Source organism: Enterobacter cloacae complex sp. IR53030, assembly GCF_049238365.1.
Taxonomy (GTDB): Bacteria; Pseudomonadota; Gammaproteobacteria; order Enterobacterales; family Enterobacteriaceae; genus Enterobacter; species Enterobacter kobei.
This window is the reverse complement of record NZ_JBMKHA010000004.1, coordinates 1-14475: the sequence shown is the minus strand read 5'-3', so window position 1 is coordinate 14475 and position 14475 is coordinate 1. Positions and strand designations below refer to the sequence as shown.

14 protein-coding genes are annotated in these 14475 nt (G+C 54.8%); 7 read left to right on the top strand and 7 right to left on the bottom strand.

The annotated features are described in order from the left end of the window. The first annotated feature begins 96 nt into the window (after positions 1 to 96). Entirely contained in the window at positions 97 to 834 is a 738-nt protein-coding gene (gene plsC, locus ACOTXR_RS05310; protein ID WP_014885242.1) for a 1-acylglycerol-3-phosphate O-acyltransferase, read from the top strand. Between the two features lie 58 nt (positions 835 to 892). After that, a complete protein-coding gene (gene ftsP, locus ACOTXR_RS05305) occupies positions 893 to 2305 on the top strand; it encodes a cell division protein FtsP (RefSeq protein WP_200923708.1) in 1413 nt (470 codons plus the stop codon). Between the two features lie 32 nt (positions 2306 to 2337). On the opposite strand, the gene ACOTXR_RS05300 is transcribed toward ftsP, so the two are convergent. Then, the gene (locus ACOTXR_RS05300) at positions 2338 to 3813 is read right to left on the bottom strand and encodes a TrkH family potassium uptake protein (protein ID WP_014885240.1); all 1476 of its coding nucleotides are present in this window, start codon (positions 3811 to 3813) and stop codon (positions 2338 to 2340) included. A 200-nt stretch (positions 3814 to 4013) separates the two neighbouring features. Here ACOTXR_RS05300 and ACOTXR_RS05295 point away from each other — a divergent pair, with 200 nt between their 5' ends. Next, positions 4014 to 6185 carry a YgiQ family radical SAM protein gene (locus tag ACOTXR_RS05295; RefSeq protein WP_023338788.1) on the top strand — a complete coding sequence of 724 codons (2172 nt, stop codon included), beginning with the start codon at positions 4014 to 4016 and terminating at the stop codon, positions 6183 to 6185. 77 nt (positions 6186 to 6262) lie between these two features. Here the strand turns inward: ACOTXR_RS05295 and dkgA are convergent, their stop codons facing one another. Both dkgA and yqhD read right to left on the bottom strand, forming a co-directional pair. Beyond that, positions 6263 to 7090: a 2,5-didehydrogluconate reductase DkgA gene (gene dkgA, locus ACOTXR_RS05290; RefSeq protein WP_023331306.1), complete on the bottom strand. Its 828-nt coding sequence runs from the start codon at positions 7088 to 7090 to the stop codon at positions 6263 to 6265. Positions 7091 to 7195: 105 nt separating this feature from the next. Beyond that, complete coding sequence (yqhD, locus tag ACOTXR_RS05285) at positions 7196 to 8359, bottom strand: alcohol dehydrogenase (RefSeq protein WP_058689872.1); 1164 nt, start codon at positions 8357 to 8359, stop codon at positions 7196 to 7198. A 195-nt stretch (positions 8360 to 8554) separates the two neighbouring features. On the opposite strand from yqhD, the gene ACOTXR_RS05280 reads away from it, so the two are divergent. Further along, positions 8555 to 9454 carry an AraC family transcriptional regulator gene (locus tag ACOTXR_RS05280; protein WP_014885236.1) on the top strand — a complete coding sequence of 300 codons (900 nt, stop codon included), beginning with the start codon at positions 8555 to 8557 and terminating at the stop codon, positions 9452 to 9454. 46 nt (positions 9455 to 9500) lie between these two features. Here the strand turns inward: ACOTXR_RS05280 and yghB are convergent, their stop codons facing one another. Both yghB and metC read right to left on the bottom strand, forming a co-directional pair. Further along, positions 9501 to 10160 carry a DedA family general envelope maintenance protein YghB gene (yghB, locus tag ACOTXR_RS05275; RefSeq protein ID WP_014885235.1) on the bottom strand — a complete coding sequence of 220 codons (660 nt, stop codon included), beginning with the start codon at positions 10158 to 10160 and terminating at the stop codon, positions 9501 to 9503. A gap of 143 nt (positions 10161 to 10303) precedes the next feature. Beyond that, positions 10304 to 11491, bottom strand: a complete 1188-nt coding sequence (metC, locus tag ACOTXR_RS05270; protein ID WP_058689871.1) for a cystathionine beta-lyase — start codon at positions 11489 to 11491, stop codon at positions 10304 to 10306. 250 nt (positions 11492 to 11741) lie between these two features. Between metC and exbB the strand changes: the two genes are divergently transcribed. After that, positions 11742 to 12473, top strand: coding sequence for a tol-pal system-associated acyl-CoA thioesterase (gene exbB, locus ACOTXR_RS05265; protein WP_014885233.1), 732 nt, complete (start codon positions 11742 to 11744; stop codon positions 12471 to 12473). 4 nt (positions 12474 to 12477) lie between these two features. Next, positions 12478 to 12903 carry a TonB system transport protein ExbD gene (exbD, locus tag ACOTXR_RS05260; RefSeq protein ID WP_014885232.1) on the top strand — a complete coding sequence of 142 codons (426 nt, stop codon included), beginning with the start codon at positions 12478 to 12480 and terminating at the stop codon, positions 12901 to 12903. A 42-nt stretch (positions 12904 to 12945) separates the two neighbouring features. Here the strand turns inward: exbD and ACOTXR_RS05255 are convergent, their stop codons facing one another. Both ACOTXR_RS05255 and ACOTXR_RS05250 read right to left on the bottom strand, forming a co-directional pair. Then, positions 12946 to 13395, bottom strand: a complete 450-nt coding sequence (locus ACOTXR_RS05255; RefSeq protein ID WP_014885231.1) for a hypothetical protein — start codon at positions 13393 to 13395, stop codon at positions 12946 to 12948. Position 13396: 1 nt separating this feature from the next. Then, on the bottom strand, positions 13397 to 13801 hold the full coding sequence (locus tag ACOTXR_RS05250; protein WP_014885230.1) for a hypothetical protein: 405 nt from the start codon (positions 13799 to 13801) through the stop codon (positions 13397 to 13399). Positions 13802 to 13905: 104 nt separating this feature from the next. Between ACOTXR_RS05250 and ACOTXR_RS05245 the strand changes: the two genes are divergently transcribed. Next, entirely contained in the window at positions 13906 to 14409 is a 504-nt protein-coding gene (locus tag ACOTXR_RS05245) for an ESA_00282 family adhesion-associated protein (protein WP_008499806.1), read from the top strand. Positions 14410 to 14475 lie beyond the last annotated feature (66 nt).

The window sequence follows — 14475 nt, the reverse complement described above, 5'->3', positions numbered from 1 at the left end:
TCGTGCGTTGCGATTAACAATACGCGCTCGTAATAAAGTCCTTACCTGGCCACAGGTGAAGTATAATTGTCAGCTGTTGGGGCTTCAGAGGTCGCTATGCTATATATTGTTCGTCTTATTCTTACCGTTATCTACTGTATTCTGGTCTGTGTTTTCGGCTCAATTTATTGCCTGTTCAGCCCGCGCAATCCTAAGCACGTTGCCACCTTCGGCCATATGTTCGGCCGCCTTGCACCGTTGTTTGGTCTGAAGGTTGAAAAACGCCTGCCTGAAGGGGCAGAGAACTTCGGTAATGCCATCTATATCGCCAACCATCAAAACAACTACGATATGGTGACGGCCTCCAATATCGTTCTGCCGCCGACCGTGACGGTGGGGAAAAAGAGCCTGCTGTGGATCCCGTTTTTTGGCCAGTTGTACTGGCTGACCGGTAACCTGCTGATCGACCGTAATAACCGCGCAAAAGCACACAGCACCATTGCGGAAGTGGTGAATCATTTTAAAAAGCGCAAAATATCCATCTGGATGTTCCCGGAAGGAACGCGTAGCCGTGGGCGTGGCCTGCTGCCGTTTAAAACGGGCGCTTTTCATGCCGCAATTGCGGCGGGTGTTCCAATTATTCCTGTGTGCGTTTCCAATACTTCGAATAAGATTAATCTCAACCGCCTGAATAATGGTCTGGTGATTGTCGAAATGTTGCCGCCTGTCGATACCAGCAAATACGGTAAAGACCAGGTACGCGAGCTGGCAGCACATTGCCGCGAGCTGATGGCTCAGCGTATTGCGCAGCTGGACAAAGAAGTCGCAGAAAGAGAAGCCGCCGGTAAGATTTAATCCGGCGTTAAAGGGAAAACGAATTCCCGCGTTGTTAGTCGTTTCAGATGGAGCTTATATGTCACTCAGTCGGCGTCAGTTTATTCAGGCTTCGGGGATTGCCCTCTGTGCGGGTGCGATGCCGCTGACAGCCAGCGCCGCCGGGCAGCAACAGCCGCTGCCCATTCCGCCGTTGATTGAATCCCGTCGCGGCCAGCCGCTATTTCTGACGCTACAGCGCAGCCACTGGTCCTTTACCCAGGGCACGCGCGCGCAGGTATGGGGCATTAACGGGCGCTACCTCGGGCCAACCGTTCGCGTGTGGAACGGCGATGACGTTAAGCTCATTTACAGCAACCGCACCACTGAAAATGTTGCCATGACCATCAGCGGTTTACAGGTTCCAGGCCCGCTGATCGGTGGCGCGGCGCGCATGATGTCTCCCAACGCCGACTGGGCACCCGTCCTGCCGATCCGCCAGAGCGCGGCAACGCTGTGGTATCACGCTAACACGCCTAACCGCACGGCGCAGCAGGTCTATAACGGTCTGGCCGGGATGTGGCTGGTGGAAGATGAGGTCAGCAAGTCGCTGCCGATCCCGAACCACTACGGCGTGGATGATTTCCCGATCATTATTCAGGACAAGCGCCTGGATAACTTTGGCACGCCGGAGTACAGCGAGCCGGGGAGCGGTGGCTTTGTTGGCGATACGCTGCTTGTAAACGGTGCGCAAAGCCCGTATGTCGAAGTTTCCTGCGGTTGGGTGCGTCTGCGTTTGCTTAATGCCTCTAACTCCCGTCGTTATCAGCTGCAGATGAGCGATGGCCGCCCGCTCCACGTGATCTCCGGTGACCAGGGCTTTTTACCTGCGCCGGTCTCCGTTAAGCAACTGGCGCTGGCGCCGGGGGAACGTCGGGAAATTCTGGTGGATATGACCAACGGGGATGAAGTCTCTGTCACCTGTGGCGAAGCCGCGAGCATTGTTGACCGTATTCGCGGGTTCTTCGAGCCGTCGAGCATTCTGGTCTCCACGCTGGTGTTAACCCTGCGTCCAACCGGCCTGCTGCCGCTGGTCACCGATAGCCTGCCGATGCGTTTGCTGCCGCAGGAGATCATGGGCGGTTCGCCGGTGCGCAGCCGTGATATCAGCCTGGGCGACGATCCGGGCATCAACGGCGCGCTGTGGGACGTCAACCGTATCGACATCACCGCCCAGCAGGGCACCTGGGAGCGCTGGACGGTCCGTTCAGATATGCCGCAGTCGTTCCATATTGAAGGGGGGTCCTTCCTGATCCGTAACGTCAACGGTGCGATGCCGTTCCCGGAAGATCGCGGCTGGAAAGATACCGTCTGGGTGGATGGTCAGGTCGAACTGCTTGTCTACTATGGTCAGCCTTCGTGGCCGCACTTCCCGTTCCTGTTCCATAGCCAGACGCTGGAGATGATGGATAGGGGCTCCGTGGGGCAGATGTTGATCAACCCCGCGCCATAACCCCCTGACATTCCCGGTTCGCCGGGAATGTGTTATGCCCGCCAGAAAAAGCGCGAGAACAGAATCAGCACCGGGTAGATTTCCAGACGCCCTAAGATCATTGCCGCGCACATCAGCAGTTTTGCCCCTTCGGTTAAGGTGCCAAACGTTGATGCTGTCTCGCCAAAACCCAGCCCCATATTGTTGATACAGGCGGCAACCGTGGCGAATGACGTAAACAGGTCATAGCCCATCAGATTAAGCGCCCAGACAAAAAATCCGGTAATCATCACGTAGAGAAAAAAGAAGCTCCATACCGAACGCAGAACGCGTTCATTCACCACGCTTTTGCCCACCTTAATACTCAGCAGCGCGCGCGGATGGGCCAGCTGATTCATCTCCTGAATACTCTGCTTAAACATAATGAGAAAACGCAGCGCTTTGATCCCGCCGCAGGTCGAGCCGACGCAGCCACCAAAGAAGCTGGCGCTCAACAGTAAAAAGATGGTGTGGGCAGGCCATTGGGCATAGTCGGCCGTCGCGAGACCGTTATCGGTCATCATCGAGCTGGCAAGGAAGAATGCGTGTACCAGGCTATCCGTCGGGTTGTACATTCCCGCATGCCAGACCTGCCAGGCGGTGATGAGGATAATCACCGCGGCGGCACTGAGAAAGAATTTGACCTCCGGGCTGCGGCGGATCGGCTTCAGGGTGCGTCTGACAATGGCGACGTACCAGAGGGTAAAGTTAAAGGCAGAAAGCAGCGAAAAGGCCCCGGCAACCAGTTCAATTGCGTGGCTGTCATAAAAGCCAATGCTCTCGCTGCGGGTAGAAAACCCGCCCAGTGACACAGTTGAAAGCCCGTGACAGATGGCGTCAAAAACGGGCATCCCCGCCAGCCAGTAGGCCAGCGTGCAGGTCACGCCCAGCGCGAAATAGGTCAGCCACAGGGTACGCGCAGTATCGGCAAGCCGGGGCGTCAGGCGCTCCTCTTTGAACGGCCCGGGCATTTCTGACTGATACAGCTTCATGCCCCCGATGCCCAGCAGCGGCAGTACCGCGACGGCCAGCACGATGACGCCTAACCCGCCAATGAAGTTGAGCTGGGCGCGATAATAAAGGTACGACTTAGGCAGGGCGCTGACGTCCCCGATCACCGTTGCCCCGGTGGTGGTGATTCCGGACACCCCTTCGAAGAGCGCATCCGCAAAAGAGAGATGCAGACCATCATCCATCCAGAGCGGCATGGCGCTGATCACTGAAAACAGCAGCCAGAACAGCACAATGATCACGAAACCGTCACGGGTGCGCAGCTGTATGCCAGCGTGACGGGTCGCCCGCCAGGTTAACCCCCCGAGGCTGAAAAACGTCAGAAACGTGGTTAAAAACGCAAAGTAGGTCCGCTCTTTGTGCAGCAGGGCAATGACCATCGGCGGCAGCATTGAAAGGCTGTACAGCAGAACCAGGAAACCGCAGAGGTGGAGCACAACCCGCAGTTGAGACACATGTAACGAATCGTTGAACTTCACACGGAAACTCCACGCCAGAATGCCTCCCGGCGGCAGAGAACCGGAGGCGTCAGGGGTAATTATGATGCAAAATTAACAGGGCGCTGTATTTTAACGACTTCCGCGATTTTATGTCTGCTTCCTGCATCCTTTTCTTCAAATTGGATGGATGAACAGCGTATAATCCCGCTCCTTTTGTCTATTTTTTCTTCGGAAGCATTATGAGCGCCATTTCCCTGATCCAGCCGGATCGTGACCTCTTCTCCTGGCCCCAGTACTGGGCGGCCTGCTTTGGACCGGCGCCGTTCCTGCCGATGTCCCGGGAAGAGATGGACCAACTTGGCTGGGACAGCTGCGATATCATTCTGGTCACAGGCGATGCCTATGTTGACCATCCGAGTTTCGGCATGGCCATCTGCGGCCGTATGCTCGAAGCGCAGGGCTTCCGTGTGGGGATCATCTCCCAGCCTGACTGGAACAGCAAAGACGACTTTATGCGTCTGGGTAAACCGAACCTGTTCTTCGGCGTGACCGCGGGCAACATGGATTCGATGATCAACCGCTATACCGCCGACCGTAAGCTGCGCCATGACGATGCCTATACGCCGGATAACGTGGCGGGCAAACGTCCGGACCGCGCTACCCTCGTCTATACCCAGCGCTGTAAAGAAGCCTGGAAAGACGTGCCGGTGATCCTGGGCGGCATTGAGGCGAGTCTGCGCCGCACCGCGCATTACGACTACTGGTCAGATACCGTTCGCCGCTCGGTGCTGGTGGATTCCAAAGCCGATATGCTGATTTACGGCAACGGTGAACGTCCGCTGGTGGAAGTGGCGCATCGTCTCTCGCAAGGTGAACCGGTGAGCAGCATCCGCGACGTGCGCAATACGGCCATCATGGTGAAAGAGGCGCTGCCGGGCTGGAGCGGGGTGGATTCCCGCATCATTGATATGCCGGGCAAAATCGATCCTATCCCACACCCGTACGGCGAAGATTTGCCGTGTGCGGATAATAAACCGGTTGAGCCAAAGAAAGCGGAAGCAAAGGCGATTGTCGTGCAGCCGCCGCGCCCGAAACCGTGGGAAAAAACCTACGTGCTGCTGCCGTCTTACGAGAAGGTGAAGGCTGACAAAGTTCTCTACGCCCATGCGTCCCGTATTTTGCACCACGAAACCAACCCGGGCTGTGCCCGCGCGTTAATGCAGAAGCACGGCGAGCGCTTTATCTGGATCAACCCGCCGGCGATCCCGCTCTCCACCGAAGAGATGGACAGCGTCTTTGCGCTGCCGTACAAGCGCGTACCGCATCCGGCGTACGGCAACGCCCGCATCCCGGCGTATGAGATGATCCGTTTCTCGATCAACATCATGCGCGGCTGCTTCGGCGGGTGTTCATTCTGCTCTATTACCGAGCACGAAGGCCGTATTATTCAGAGCCGCTCTGAAGATTCGATCATCAATGAGATCGAAGCGATTCGCGACACGGTGCCAGGCTTTACCGGTGTGATCTCCGACCTTGGCGGTCCAACCGCGAACATGTATATGCTGCGCTGTAAGTCGCCGCGCGCGGAGCAAACCTGCCGTCGTCTCTCCTGCGTCTATCCGAGCATCTGCGAGCATATGGATACCAACCACGAGCCGACGATCAATCTCTATCGTCGTGCCCGCGACCTGAAGGGCATCAAGAAGATCCTGATTGCCTCCGGGGTGCGTTACGACATCGCCGTGGAAGATCCGCGCTACATCAAAGAGCTGGCGACCCACCATGTGGGCGGCTACCTGAAGATTGCACCGGAGCACACCGAAGAAGGTCCGCTGTCGAAGATGATGAAGCCGGGTATGGGCAGCTATGACCGCTTTAAAGAGCTGTTCGACACGTATTCAAAGCAGGCGGGCAAAGAGCAGTACCTGATCCCGTACTTCATCTCCGCGCACCCCGGCACGCGTGATGAGGATATGGTGAACCTGGCACTGTGGCTGAAGCAGCGTCGCTTCCGTCTGGATCAGGTGCAGAACTTCTACCCGTCACCGCTCGCCAACTCGACGACCATGTATTACACCGGCAAGAACCCGCTGAGTAAGATTGGCTACAAGAGTGAAGAGGTGGTGGTGCCAAAAGGGGATAAACAGCGTCGTCTGCATAAAGCGCTGCTGCGTTATCATGACCCGAAAAACTGGCCGCTGATCCGCCAGGCGCTGGAAGAGATGGGTAAAAAACACCTGATCGGTTCACGCCGCGACTGCCTGGTACCGGCCCCGACGCTGGATGAGATGCGCGAAGCGCGTCGCCAGAACCGCAATACGCGCCCGGCGCTGACCAAGCACACGCCGATTGTGCATCAGCGTTCGAACGGTAATTCGAATGCGAAGAAGCCCGTGAAGCGCAAAGCGTAAATAAAAAACCCCGGCAAGCCGGGGTTTTTTATGTAGACACGTAGGCCGGGTAAGGCGAAGCCGCCACCCGGCTTTTTTTAACCGCCAAACTGATCCGGGTCCGGCCCTAAGCGTTTGCCCTTCTCCAGCTTCGCAATCTCACCCAGCTCATCTTTGTCCAGGCGGAAATCCCAGACGTCGAAGTTCTCGGCAATACGTGATGGCGTGACTGATTTCGGAATAACGACCAGGCCGTTGTCCAGATGCCAGCGAATGACGATCTGTGCGGGCGTTTTGCCGTATTTATCCGCCAGGTCGCGGATGATTTTCTGATCGAAGACCCCCTCGCCACCCTGCGCCAGGGGGCTCCAGGATTCGGTCTGGATCTTGTGGGTCGCATTCCAGGCGTGAAGCTGGCGCTGCTGCATCAGCGGGTGCAGCTCGATCTGGTTAATCACCGGTGCGATGCCTGTCTCATCAATCAGGCGCTGCAGGTGATGAACCTGGAAGTTACAGACGCCGATGCTTTTCACCAACCCCTCTTTTTGCAGTTCAATCATCCCTTTCCAGGCATCAACATAATGGTCGATGGCGGGAACCGGCCAGTGCATCAGATACAGATCGACGAAATCGAGCTGAAGTTTCTCCAGACTCTCCTGCAGGGCTTCGTGAGGGCGTTTTTGATCGTCATTCCACAGTTTCGTGGTAATGAATAATTCATCGCGGGGGACGCCGGCGCTGGCCAGTGCAGTGCCTACGCCGTCCTCGTTTTTGTAGGCGGCGGCGGTATCAATTGACCGATAGCCGACTTCCAGGGCTTTATGAATGGCGGAGACGACCTCGTCGTTACCGGCTTTCCATACACCTAGCCCCAACTGGGGCATCACGTTGCCATCCTGCAGCTTGATTACGGTTTGGTTTGCCATTTTTCCTCCTTCAGGTGCGCATCGCCGGAGGGGGGCTCCGGCGATGGGGTGTGCATTAAGTCTGGACGAAATGTCAAAAAACGAAAGTCGGGAGGACAAAAACGCTTAGCGTGCCGCTTCGTAGATACGGCGGCTGACGTCCAGCGTAATGTCACCGTGCTCGCCCAGTTGGGTCATGCCGTGCGCGTCGAGTTTCTCCAGCAGAGCAGGGATAGAACTGCCATCCAGGCCGTAGCCAGACAGGCGCGTTGGTACGCCCAGACTTTCGAAGAAGTTGCGTGTCGCTTCGATGGCCGCGTCAATACGCGCATCGTCAGAACCCTCGGTGATGTTCCACACGCGCTCTGCGTACTGCAGCAGTTTGGCGCGTTTGGTATCCCGTTTTTCGTTCCACAGCGCAGGCAGAACCACCGCCAGCGTCTGAGCGTGATCGAGACCGTGCATCGCCGTCAGTTCGTGACCCAGCATGTGGGTCGCCCAGTCCTGCGGCATGCCTGCGCCGATCAGACCGTTCAGCGCCTGCGTTGCCGCCCACATGACGTTGGCACGAACGTCATAGTTTTCTGGCTCTTTCAGCGCTTTCGGACCTTCTTCAACCAGCGTCAGCAGAATGCCTTCCGCGAAACGATCCTGAATTTTGGCATTCACCGGGTAGGTCACGTACTGCTCAACGGTGTGAACAAAGGCATCAACCACACCGTTCGCTACCTGACGTGCAGGCAGGGTATAGGTGTAAACCGGGTCGAGGATAGCGAAGACAGGCTGCACGTGCTCGTTCATAAAGGCCTGTTTGTCACCGGTGGTTTTACGGGAGATCACTGCGCCTTTGTTGGATTCGGAACCGGTGGCTGGCAGGGTCAGCACGGAGCCCATCGGGATTGCGCTTTTAATGTCGCTGCCGCGGGTTTCCAGGATGTGCCACGGGTCAACGCCGTCAGCGTAGTGTGCTGCCGCCGCGATGAACTTCGTGCCATCCAGAACGGAACCGCCACCGACCGCCAGCAGGAAAGTAATGCTTTCTTCACGGGCGATTTTTACCGCATTCATCAGCGTTTCGTAAGACGGGTTTGGCTCGATGCCGCCGAACTCACGCACGTCCAGACCGTCCAGGGCGCTGTAAACCTGATCCAGCACGCCGGTTTTTTTCACGCTGCCGCCACCGTAGGTGATCAGGACACGCGCATCAGCGGGGATCTGCGCACGCAGGTCAGCGATTGCGTCTTTGCCAAACAGAATGCGGGTTGGGGTATGGAGATTAAAATTGTTCATTGCTCGTTCCCTTTAGTGGGTGAAAAACCGTGGCGGCACTGATGCCTGCCTGATGCTGCACATTGTGGCGGTCCGGGGCTATGCTCTCAATGCACATTCCTGCCAATGTCTTGCCCATTTCTACAGAGCGCTGGAGAAACGTCGGGAAAGTGCGCAAACTGTGAAAGTCGGAAAACGTACCCGGAGTAACGAAAAATGAACCGTGAAGCGATCTGCCATCAGCTTACCGCGCAGATTAAGAGACTGATAGATAATGAAAATAGTGTCAGCGATCAGTTGCCTGATATTCGCCTGCTCTATGGCACGCAGCCCGGGACGCGCACGCCAGTGATGTACCAGCCGGGCATCGTTTTTCTCTTTTCGGGCCATAAAATTGGTTATATCAATGACCGCGTGTTCCGCTACGACACCAATGAATATCTGCTCCTGACAGTACCTTTACCCTTTGAATGTGAAACTTTCGCGACAGAGGAGGTCCCGCTGGCGGGTATTCGCGTTAATGTCGATATCCTTCAGTTGCAGGAACTGCTGATGGAGATAGGCGAAGATGAACTCTTCCAGCCGTCGATGGCTTCAAGCGGGATTAACTCGGCCACGCTGTCTGAAGAGATCCTGTGCGCCATCGAGCGTCTGCTGGACGTCATGGAGCGGCCGCTGGACGCGCGTATCCTGGGCAAGCAGATCATTCGCGAAATTCTCTATCATGTGCTGCTGGGCCCCGGCGGGGGAGCGCTGCTGGCGCTGGTGAGCCGACAGACCCACTTCAGTCTGATAAGCCGCGTGCTCAAGCGTATTGAGAGCCAGTACACGGAAAACCTCAGCGTCGATCAGCTCGCCGCGGAAGCGAACATGAGTGTCTCGGCGTTTCACCATAACTTTAAATCGGTGACCAGCACCTCGCCGCTGCAATACCTCAAGACCTACCGGCTGCATAAGGCGCGGATGCTGATGATCCACGACGGCATGAAGGCCAGCGCGGCGGCAATGCGGGTGGGCTATGAGAGTGCGTCGCAGTTTAGTCGGGAGTTTAAGCGCTATTTCGGCGTCACGCCGGGAGAAGATGCGTCGCGTATACGAACGATGCAGGGCGCCTGACGAGAAACGTAGGCCGGGTAAGGCGTAGCCGCCACCCGGCTTTTGTTTATGCGCTGCAGTACTTTTTCTTAATCACCACCGCAATGGTTCCCACCAGCCCGGCTACCAGCAGGAAAATCGGCAGCACCATCAGGAAGGTCATGACCTGATCTTCGTGGTGTTTCACAAAGGGGATCATATTCAGCGCGTAGCCTAACGTGGTCACGACCCCCACCCAAAGCAGGCCGCTCAGCCAGTTGAAGAACTGAAAACGGCGGTTCGACAGGCCGGAAATACCCGCCATGGTGGGCAGCAGGGTGCGAATAAAAGCCAGAAAACGTCCGGCCAGCAGCGCCAGCAGGCCGTGTCGGTCAAACATACAGGTCGCCCGCTGATGGTATTTATGCGGTAACTGCGCCAGCCAGCCTTTCACGACGCGCGTGTTCCCCAGCCAGCGGCCCTGCAGATAGCTCAGCCAGCAGCCCAGGCTCGCGGCAGAGGTGAGGATAACCATCGTTGGCGTAAAGTCCATAACGCCTTTACCGATCAATGCCCCGGCAAGCAAAAGCAAACTGTCACCGGGTAAAAACGAGGCTGGCAGTAATCCATTTTCCAGAAACAGCGTTGCGAACATCACGAAATAGACGACGCCTATAACGTGCGGATCCGCCAGTGCGGCAAAATCATGTTGCCAGAGCGCCGCGATAATATCTTGAATAACAGCCATGGACTTTCCTGTGGAACAGCAGAGATAACGCTATTGTACTCCCAATTATACCTGCCGGGATTGATCGCAGGCGCAACTCATGCAGACTTTTCTGCTTGCAGTGTTAAGAAAAGCGTCAGGGGAGTACATTTTCAGCGAGCACTCTACACGATACGTTCAAACCCTGCTGATAAATCCACAATTAAATCGTCCACATTTTCTAAACCGATGTGCAGGCGAATCAGGGTGCCGCTGAAGTCCACTTCGCCGCCAGGGCGCAGAGCCGCGATTTGCTCCGGCTGATTAGGCAGGATCAGGGACTCAAAACCGCCCCAGGAGTAGGCCATGCTGAAGAGGGTAAAGTGATCCAGATAGTTTGCCAGTTCGTCATTATCTAGCCGTTTTTTAAGCACAAACGAGAACAACCCGCTGCTGCCCGTAAAGTCACGTTGCCAGAATTCATGGCCTTTACTGCCCGCAAGCGCAGGATGATTAACGCGCTCAACCTGTGGATGCTGAGCCAGCCACTCTGCCACTTTCAGGCTGCTTTCATGGTGTTGACGCAGGCGAACCCCCAGCGTGCGGATACCGCGGCTGGTCATGTAGGCCGTATCTGCATCGACCATCTGGCCCATCAGGTAGGCATTTTCACGCAGCTGATCCCAGCAGCGCGCGTTAGACACTGCTGTGCCAATCATCCCGTCTGAATGGCCAATCAGGTATTTCGTCGCCGCCTGAATCGAGATATCAATGTCGAATTCCAGCGCTTTAAACAACACGCCCGCCGCCCAGGTGTTGTCGATCATGATGATCGCCTCCGGCGCTTTGCTGCGCACGGCCTTCACGATAGCCGGTACGTCGTGCACTTCCATGGTGATTGAACCGGGAGACTCCAGGAACACGATGCGCGTGTTTGGCTGAATAAGTTCGGCAATGCCTGCGCCAATCAGCGGATCGAACCACCCGGTAGTGACGCCGAGTTTACTGAGTATTTTGGTGCAGAAGTCCTGGCTGGGTTCATAGGCGGTGTTGGTCATCAGGATATGGTCGCCCTGTTCCACAAACGCCAGAATGGTATTGGCGACCGCAGCCGCACCGCACGGGAACAGCGCGCAGCCCGCACCGCCTTCCAGCTCGCACATCGCTTCCTGCAGAGAAAAATGGGTTAGCGTGCCGCGACGGCCATAAAACAGCCCGCCTTTTGCGCGGTTACGCGTGGCGATTTTTTTCTCCTCAACGGTGTCAAACACCAGGGAGGAGGCGCGTTGAATCACGCTGTTAACCGAACCCTGCGTATATTTTTTGCTGCGTCCGGCCTGTACCAGCGTGGTATCAAGATGCTTCTTAGTCATGTTCGCTAACCCTATTTTATACGTCTGGACGTCCAGACTACCACGATTGTGAAAAACTGCACCCGCATGCTTATCGAATAAGCAGAAAATATTAGCAAAAAACCGCATAAGAAATTTTTACTGCGTAAGCGCAAGGAAAGTGAGCGAAAATTACGGCACCATGCAAATACTAATGAGAACTACTATCAATTCGACGACGTTTTGATATTATTACGTTCAGATTTTGTGATTTGCGTCCTGGAGATACAGAGTGGGTAATAATTTGATGCAGACGGATCTCTCCGTTTGGGGCATGTATCAACATGCTGACATCGTGGTTAAGATTGTGATGATCGGCCTGATTCTGGCGTCCGTTGTCACCTGGGCTATCTTCTTCAGCAAAAGCGCCGAGCTGCTTTCGCAGAAGCGTCGCCTCAAGCGGGAACAGCAGCAGCTGGCAGAAGCCCGCTCTCTGGATCAGGCGTCTGATATGACCTCATCCTTCCACGCAAAAAGCCTGACCACCCTGTTAGTGAACGAAGCGCAGAACGAGCTGGAACTCTCCGCTGGCAGTGAAGATAACGAAGGCATTAAAGAGCGTACCGGTTTCCGTCTGGAGCGTCGCGTTGCGGCCGTTGGCCGACACATGGGACGTGGTAATGGTTATCTGGCTACCATCGGCGCAATTTCGCCGTTCGTCGGTCTTTTCGGTACGGTCTGGGGCATCATGAACAGCTTTATCGGTATCGCTCAGACCCAAACCACCAACCTGGCGGTTGTTGCGCCCGGTATCGCAGAAGCGCTGCTGGCGACGGCGATTGGTCTGGTCGCGGCGATTCCGGCCGTCGTTATCTATAACATTTTCGCGCGTATGATTGGCAGCTACAAAGCCACGCTCGGTGACGTTGCCGCTCAGGTTCTGCTGCTGCAAAGCCGCGATCTCGACCTGAATGCCAGCGCCGTGAAACCGGTGCATGCGGCGTCTAAACTGCGCGTAGGTTGATATTATGGCGATGCGTCTAAACGAAAATCTGGACGATAACGGTGAAATGCATGAGATCAACGTGACGCCGTTTATTGACGTCATGCTGGTTCTGCTGATTATCTTTATGGTCGCTGCGCCGCTGGCGACGGTGGACGTGAAGGTGAATCTGCCGGCCTCGTCCAGCCAGCCGCAGCCGCGTCCGGAAAAGCCCATCTATCTTTCTGTGAAAGCGGATAAATCGATGTTCCTGGGTAACGACCCGGTAACGGATGCTTCGGTTATTCCGGCGCTGGATCAGCTAACCGGCGGCAAGAAAGACACCACCGTCTTCTTCCGTGCGGACAAAACCGTCGACTACGAAACCATGATGAAGGTGATGGACACGCTGCATCAGGCGGGTTATCTGAAGATTGGACTGGTCGGCGAAGAGAAAGCGGCCAAAAAATAGTAAAGAAGCTGGCGAAAGCCGGCTTTTTTTATGTCTGTCGGTTTATGCGTTTTTATTATCCGTCTGCGCGGCAGAGGAGGTTGCCAGCGTGTCTTCGTCGAGCGCAACGCAGGTGACGTTTGAGGTACGGTACTCACCGGCTGACAGCTTGCGCGTCAGGCGCAGGGTGGCGACTTCTCTGGCAAGCAGATACTGATAGTTGGCCTCGAGCCGGCCCAGCAGCTTCTCTTTCAGCTCGGGTTGCTGCTCGATGAGGCTATTTATCACCGCACCGTAAATCTCTTCTTTGACCTGTAGCGGGTAAATCTCGCGGCGATTCTGCCATTTCAGCCGCACCAGCGTCGCCGGAATCGATACCAGGTCTTGCGTAATACGCGTCATCTCGATATTTTTTGTGTTTCTCAGGGCGTCGAGATTTTGCTTTAAGATAAATTCATCACTTTTTTTATCATCTAAAGTCAAATAAACGTCGTTGTCTTTAACTTCTTTCACGTTAATCTTCCCCAAGGGTATAAAAAATAGGGTTGTTTTTTTCACGCGTAATTAGATTAAGCCAAATTTCATTGCCCGCTTCATTTATTTCTTTTGTTTTTTCAGCCATTATTTGACTTAGTTTCTGGGCATCTATTTCGCCTTCAGCCTGGAGGTCATTCAGCAGGTGGACGAAGGCCTCAATTTTTATAGCGCGAAATAAGCGGTCTTTTATATGGCGATCGTGCTCCTCCAGCAACATATTACGGGATTTGCCAGTGCGGGAAACACCAATTAATATATCAGGCTCGAAATCGGAGAGCTTTCTTTTCCCCTGAGTGAAACTGGCCTTTTTTTCTTCTTCCGTCGGTTGCTGTTCCACAGGCGTAATGTGGTACTTAGCCGGGACGAGATAGTCGGGCAGCATTTTTTAATTTCCTTTATTTTCAACAGGGTGGGGTTGGTAAAGGCGTGAGATTCGTTGACAATATCATGAGGCAATTTTAAAATCAAAAAAAATGGAGCCAACCCATGAACAGCATCTTTTTTACGGTCATCACATTACTATTACTGACCGCTGGTGTGCTTTTATTGATGCAGGAGTTCAATAAAACGAAAGTGTCGAAAGACACCAGTGAACCTCCACAGCCTGAACTGATGACAAAAGAGGAAGGTGAAGACCATTTCTCTGTTTTGATGAACTCTGTTACGCCTGTCTGGTACTGGCGGGTAAATCACGAATATATCGACTTTTTACACGCGACAATTAAGCGTATGAAAATGTCCGAAATTAATGACACGCCCGGTCTGTTTGAGGCGCAGCGTCGTTGCAGCGACCTGAATTCAGCGGTTTATAAATATTACGACAATATCAAAAAGCGCTGTCTTAACGGAGAGAAGGTCTCGTATTCAGACCTGGACGTATTAAACCTTCGCCAGTGTTTTCGTGAGTTCAGTCTGGAAGCCTACCCCGAACTTGTGGTGCTGGTCTGGCCGGAGTATGCGCGTCCGGAGGTTAATCCAGACAACGTCTAAGGAAGGTGCGAATAAGTCACCAAACGCAAAAAAACGCCTATGTAAGTGATTGAATTTAATTGACTA

Bases quoted from the DNA above. Each gene is read 5' to 3' on its own strand.
- ACOTXR_RS05295 (WP_023338788.1), top strand. From the start codon at position 4,014: ATGAGCGCCATTTCCCTGATCCAGCCGGATCGTGACCTCTTCTCCTGG.
- ACOTXR_RS05250 (WP_014885230.1), bottom strand. From the start codon at position 13,801: ATGCTGCCCGACTATCTCGTCCCGGCTAAGTACCACATTACGCCTGTG.
- metC (WP_058689871.1), bottom strand. From the start codon at position 11,491: ATGACTAAGAAGCATCTTGATACCACGCTGGTACAGGCCGGACGCAGC.
- yghB (WP_014885235.1), bottom strand. From the start codon at position 10,160: ATGGCTGTTATTCAAGATATTATCGCGGCGCTCTGGCAACATGATTTT.
- plsC (WP_014885242.1), top strand. From the start codon at position 97: ATGCTATATATTGTTCGTCTTATTCTTACCGTTATCTACTGTATTCTG.
- ACOTXR_RS05280 (WP_014885236.1), top strand. From the start codon at position 8,555: ATGAACCGTGAAGCGATCTGCCATCAGCTTACCGCGCAGATTAAGAGA.
- ACOTXR_RS05245 (WP_008499806.1), top strand. From the start codon at position 13,906: ATGAACAGCATCTTTTTTACGGTCATCACATTACTATTACTGACCGCT.
- ftsP (WP_200923708.1), top strand. From the start codon at position 893: ATGTCACTCAGTCGGCGTCAGTTTATTCAGGCTTCGGGGATTGCCCTC.
- exbD (WP_014885232.1), top strand. From the start codon at position 12,478: ATGGCGATGCGTCTAAACGAAAATCTGGACGATAACGGTGAAATGCAT.
- yqhD (WP_058689872.1), bottom strand. From the start codon at position 8,359: ATGAACAATTTTAATCTCCATACCCCAACCCGCATTCTGTTTGGCAAA.
- dkgA (WP_023331306.1), bottom strand. From the start codon at position 7,090: ATGGCAAACCAAACCGTAATCAAGCTGCAGGATGGCAACGTGATGCCC.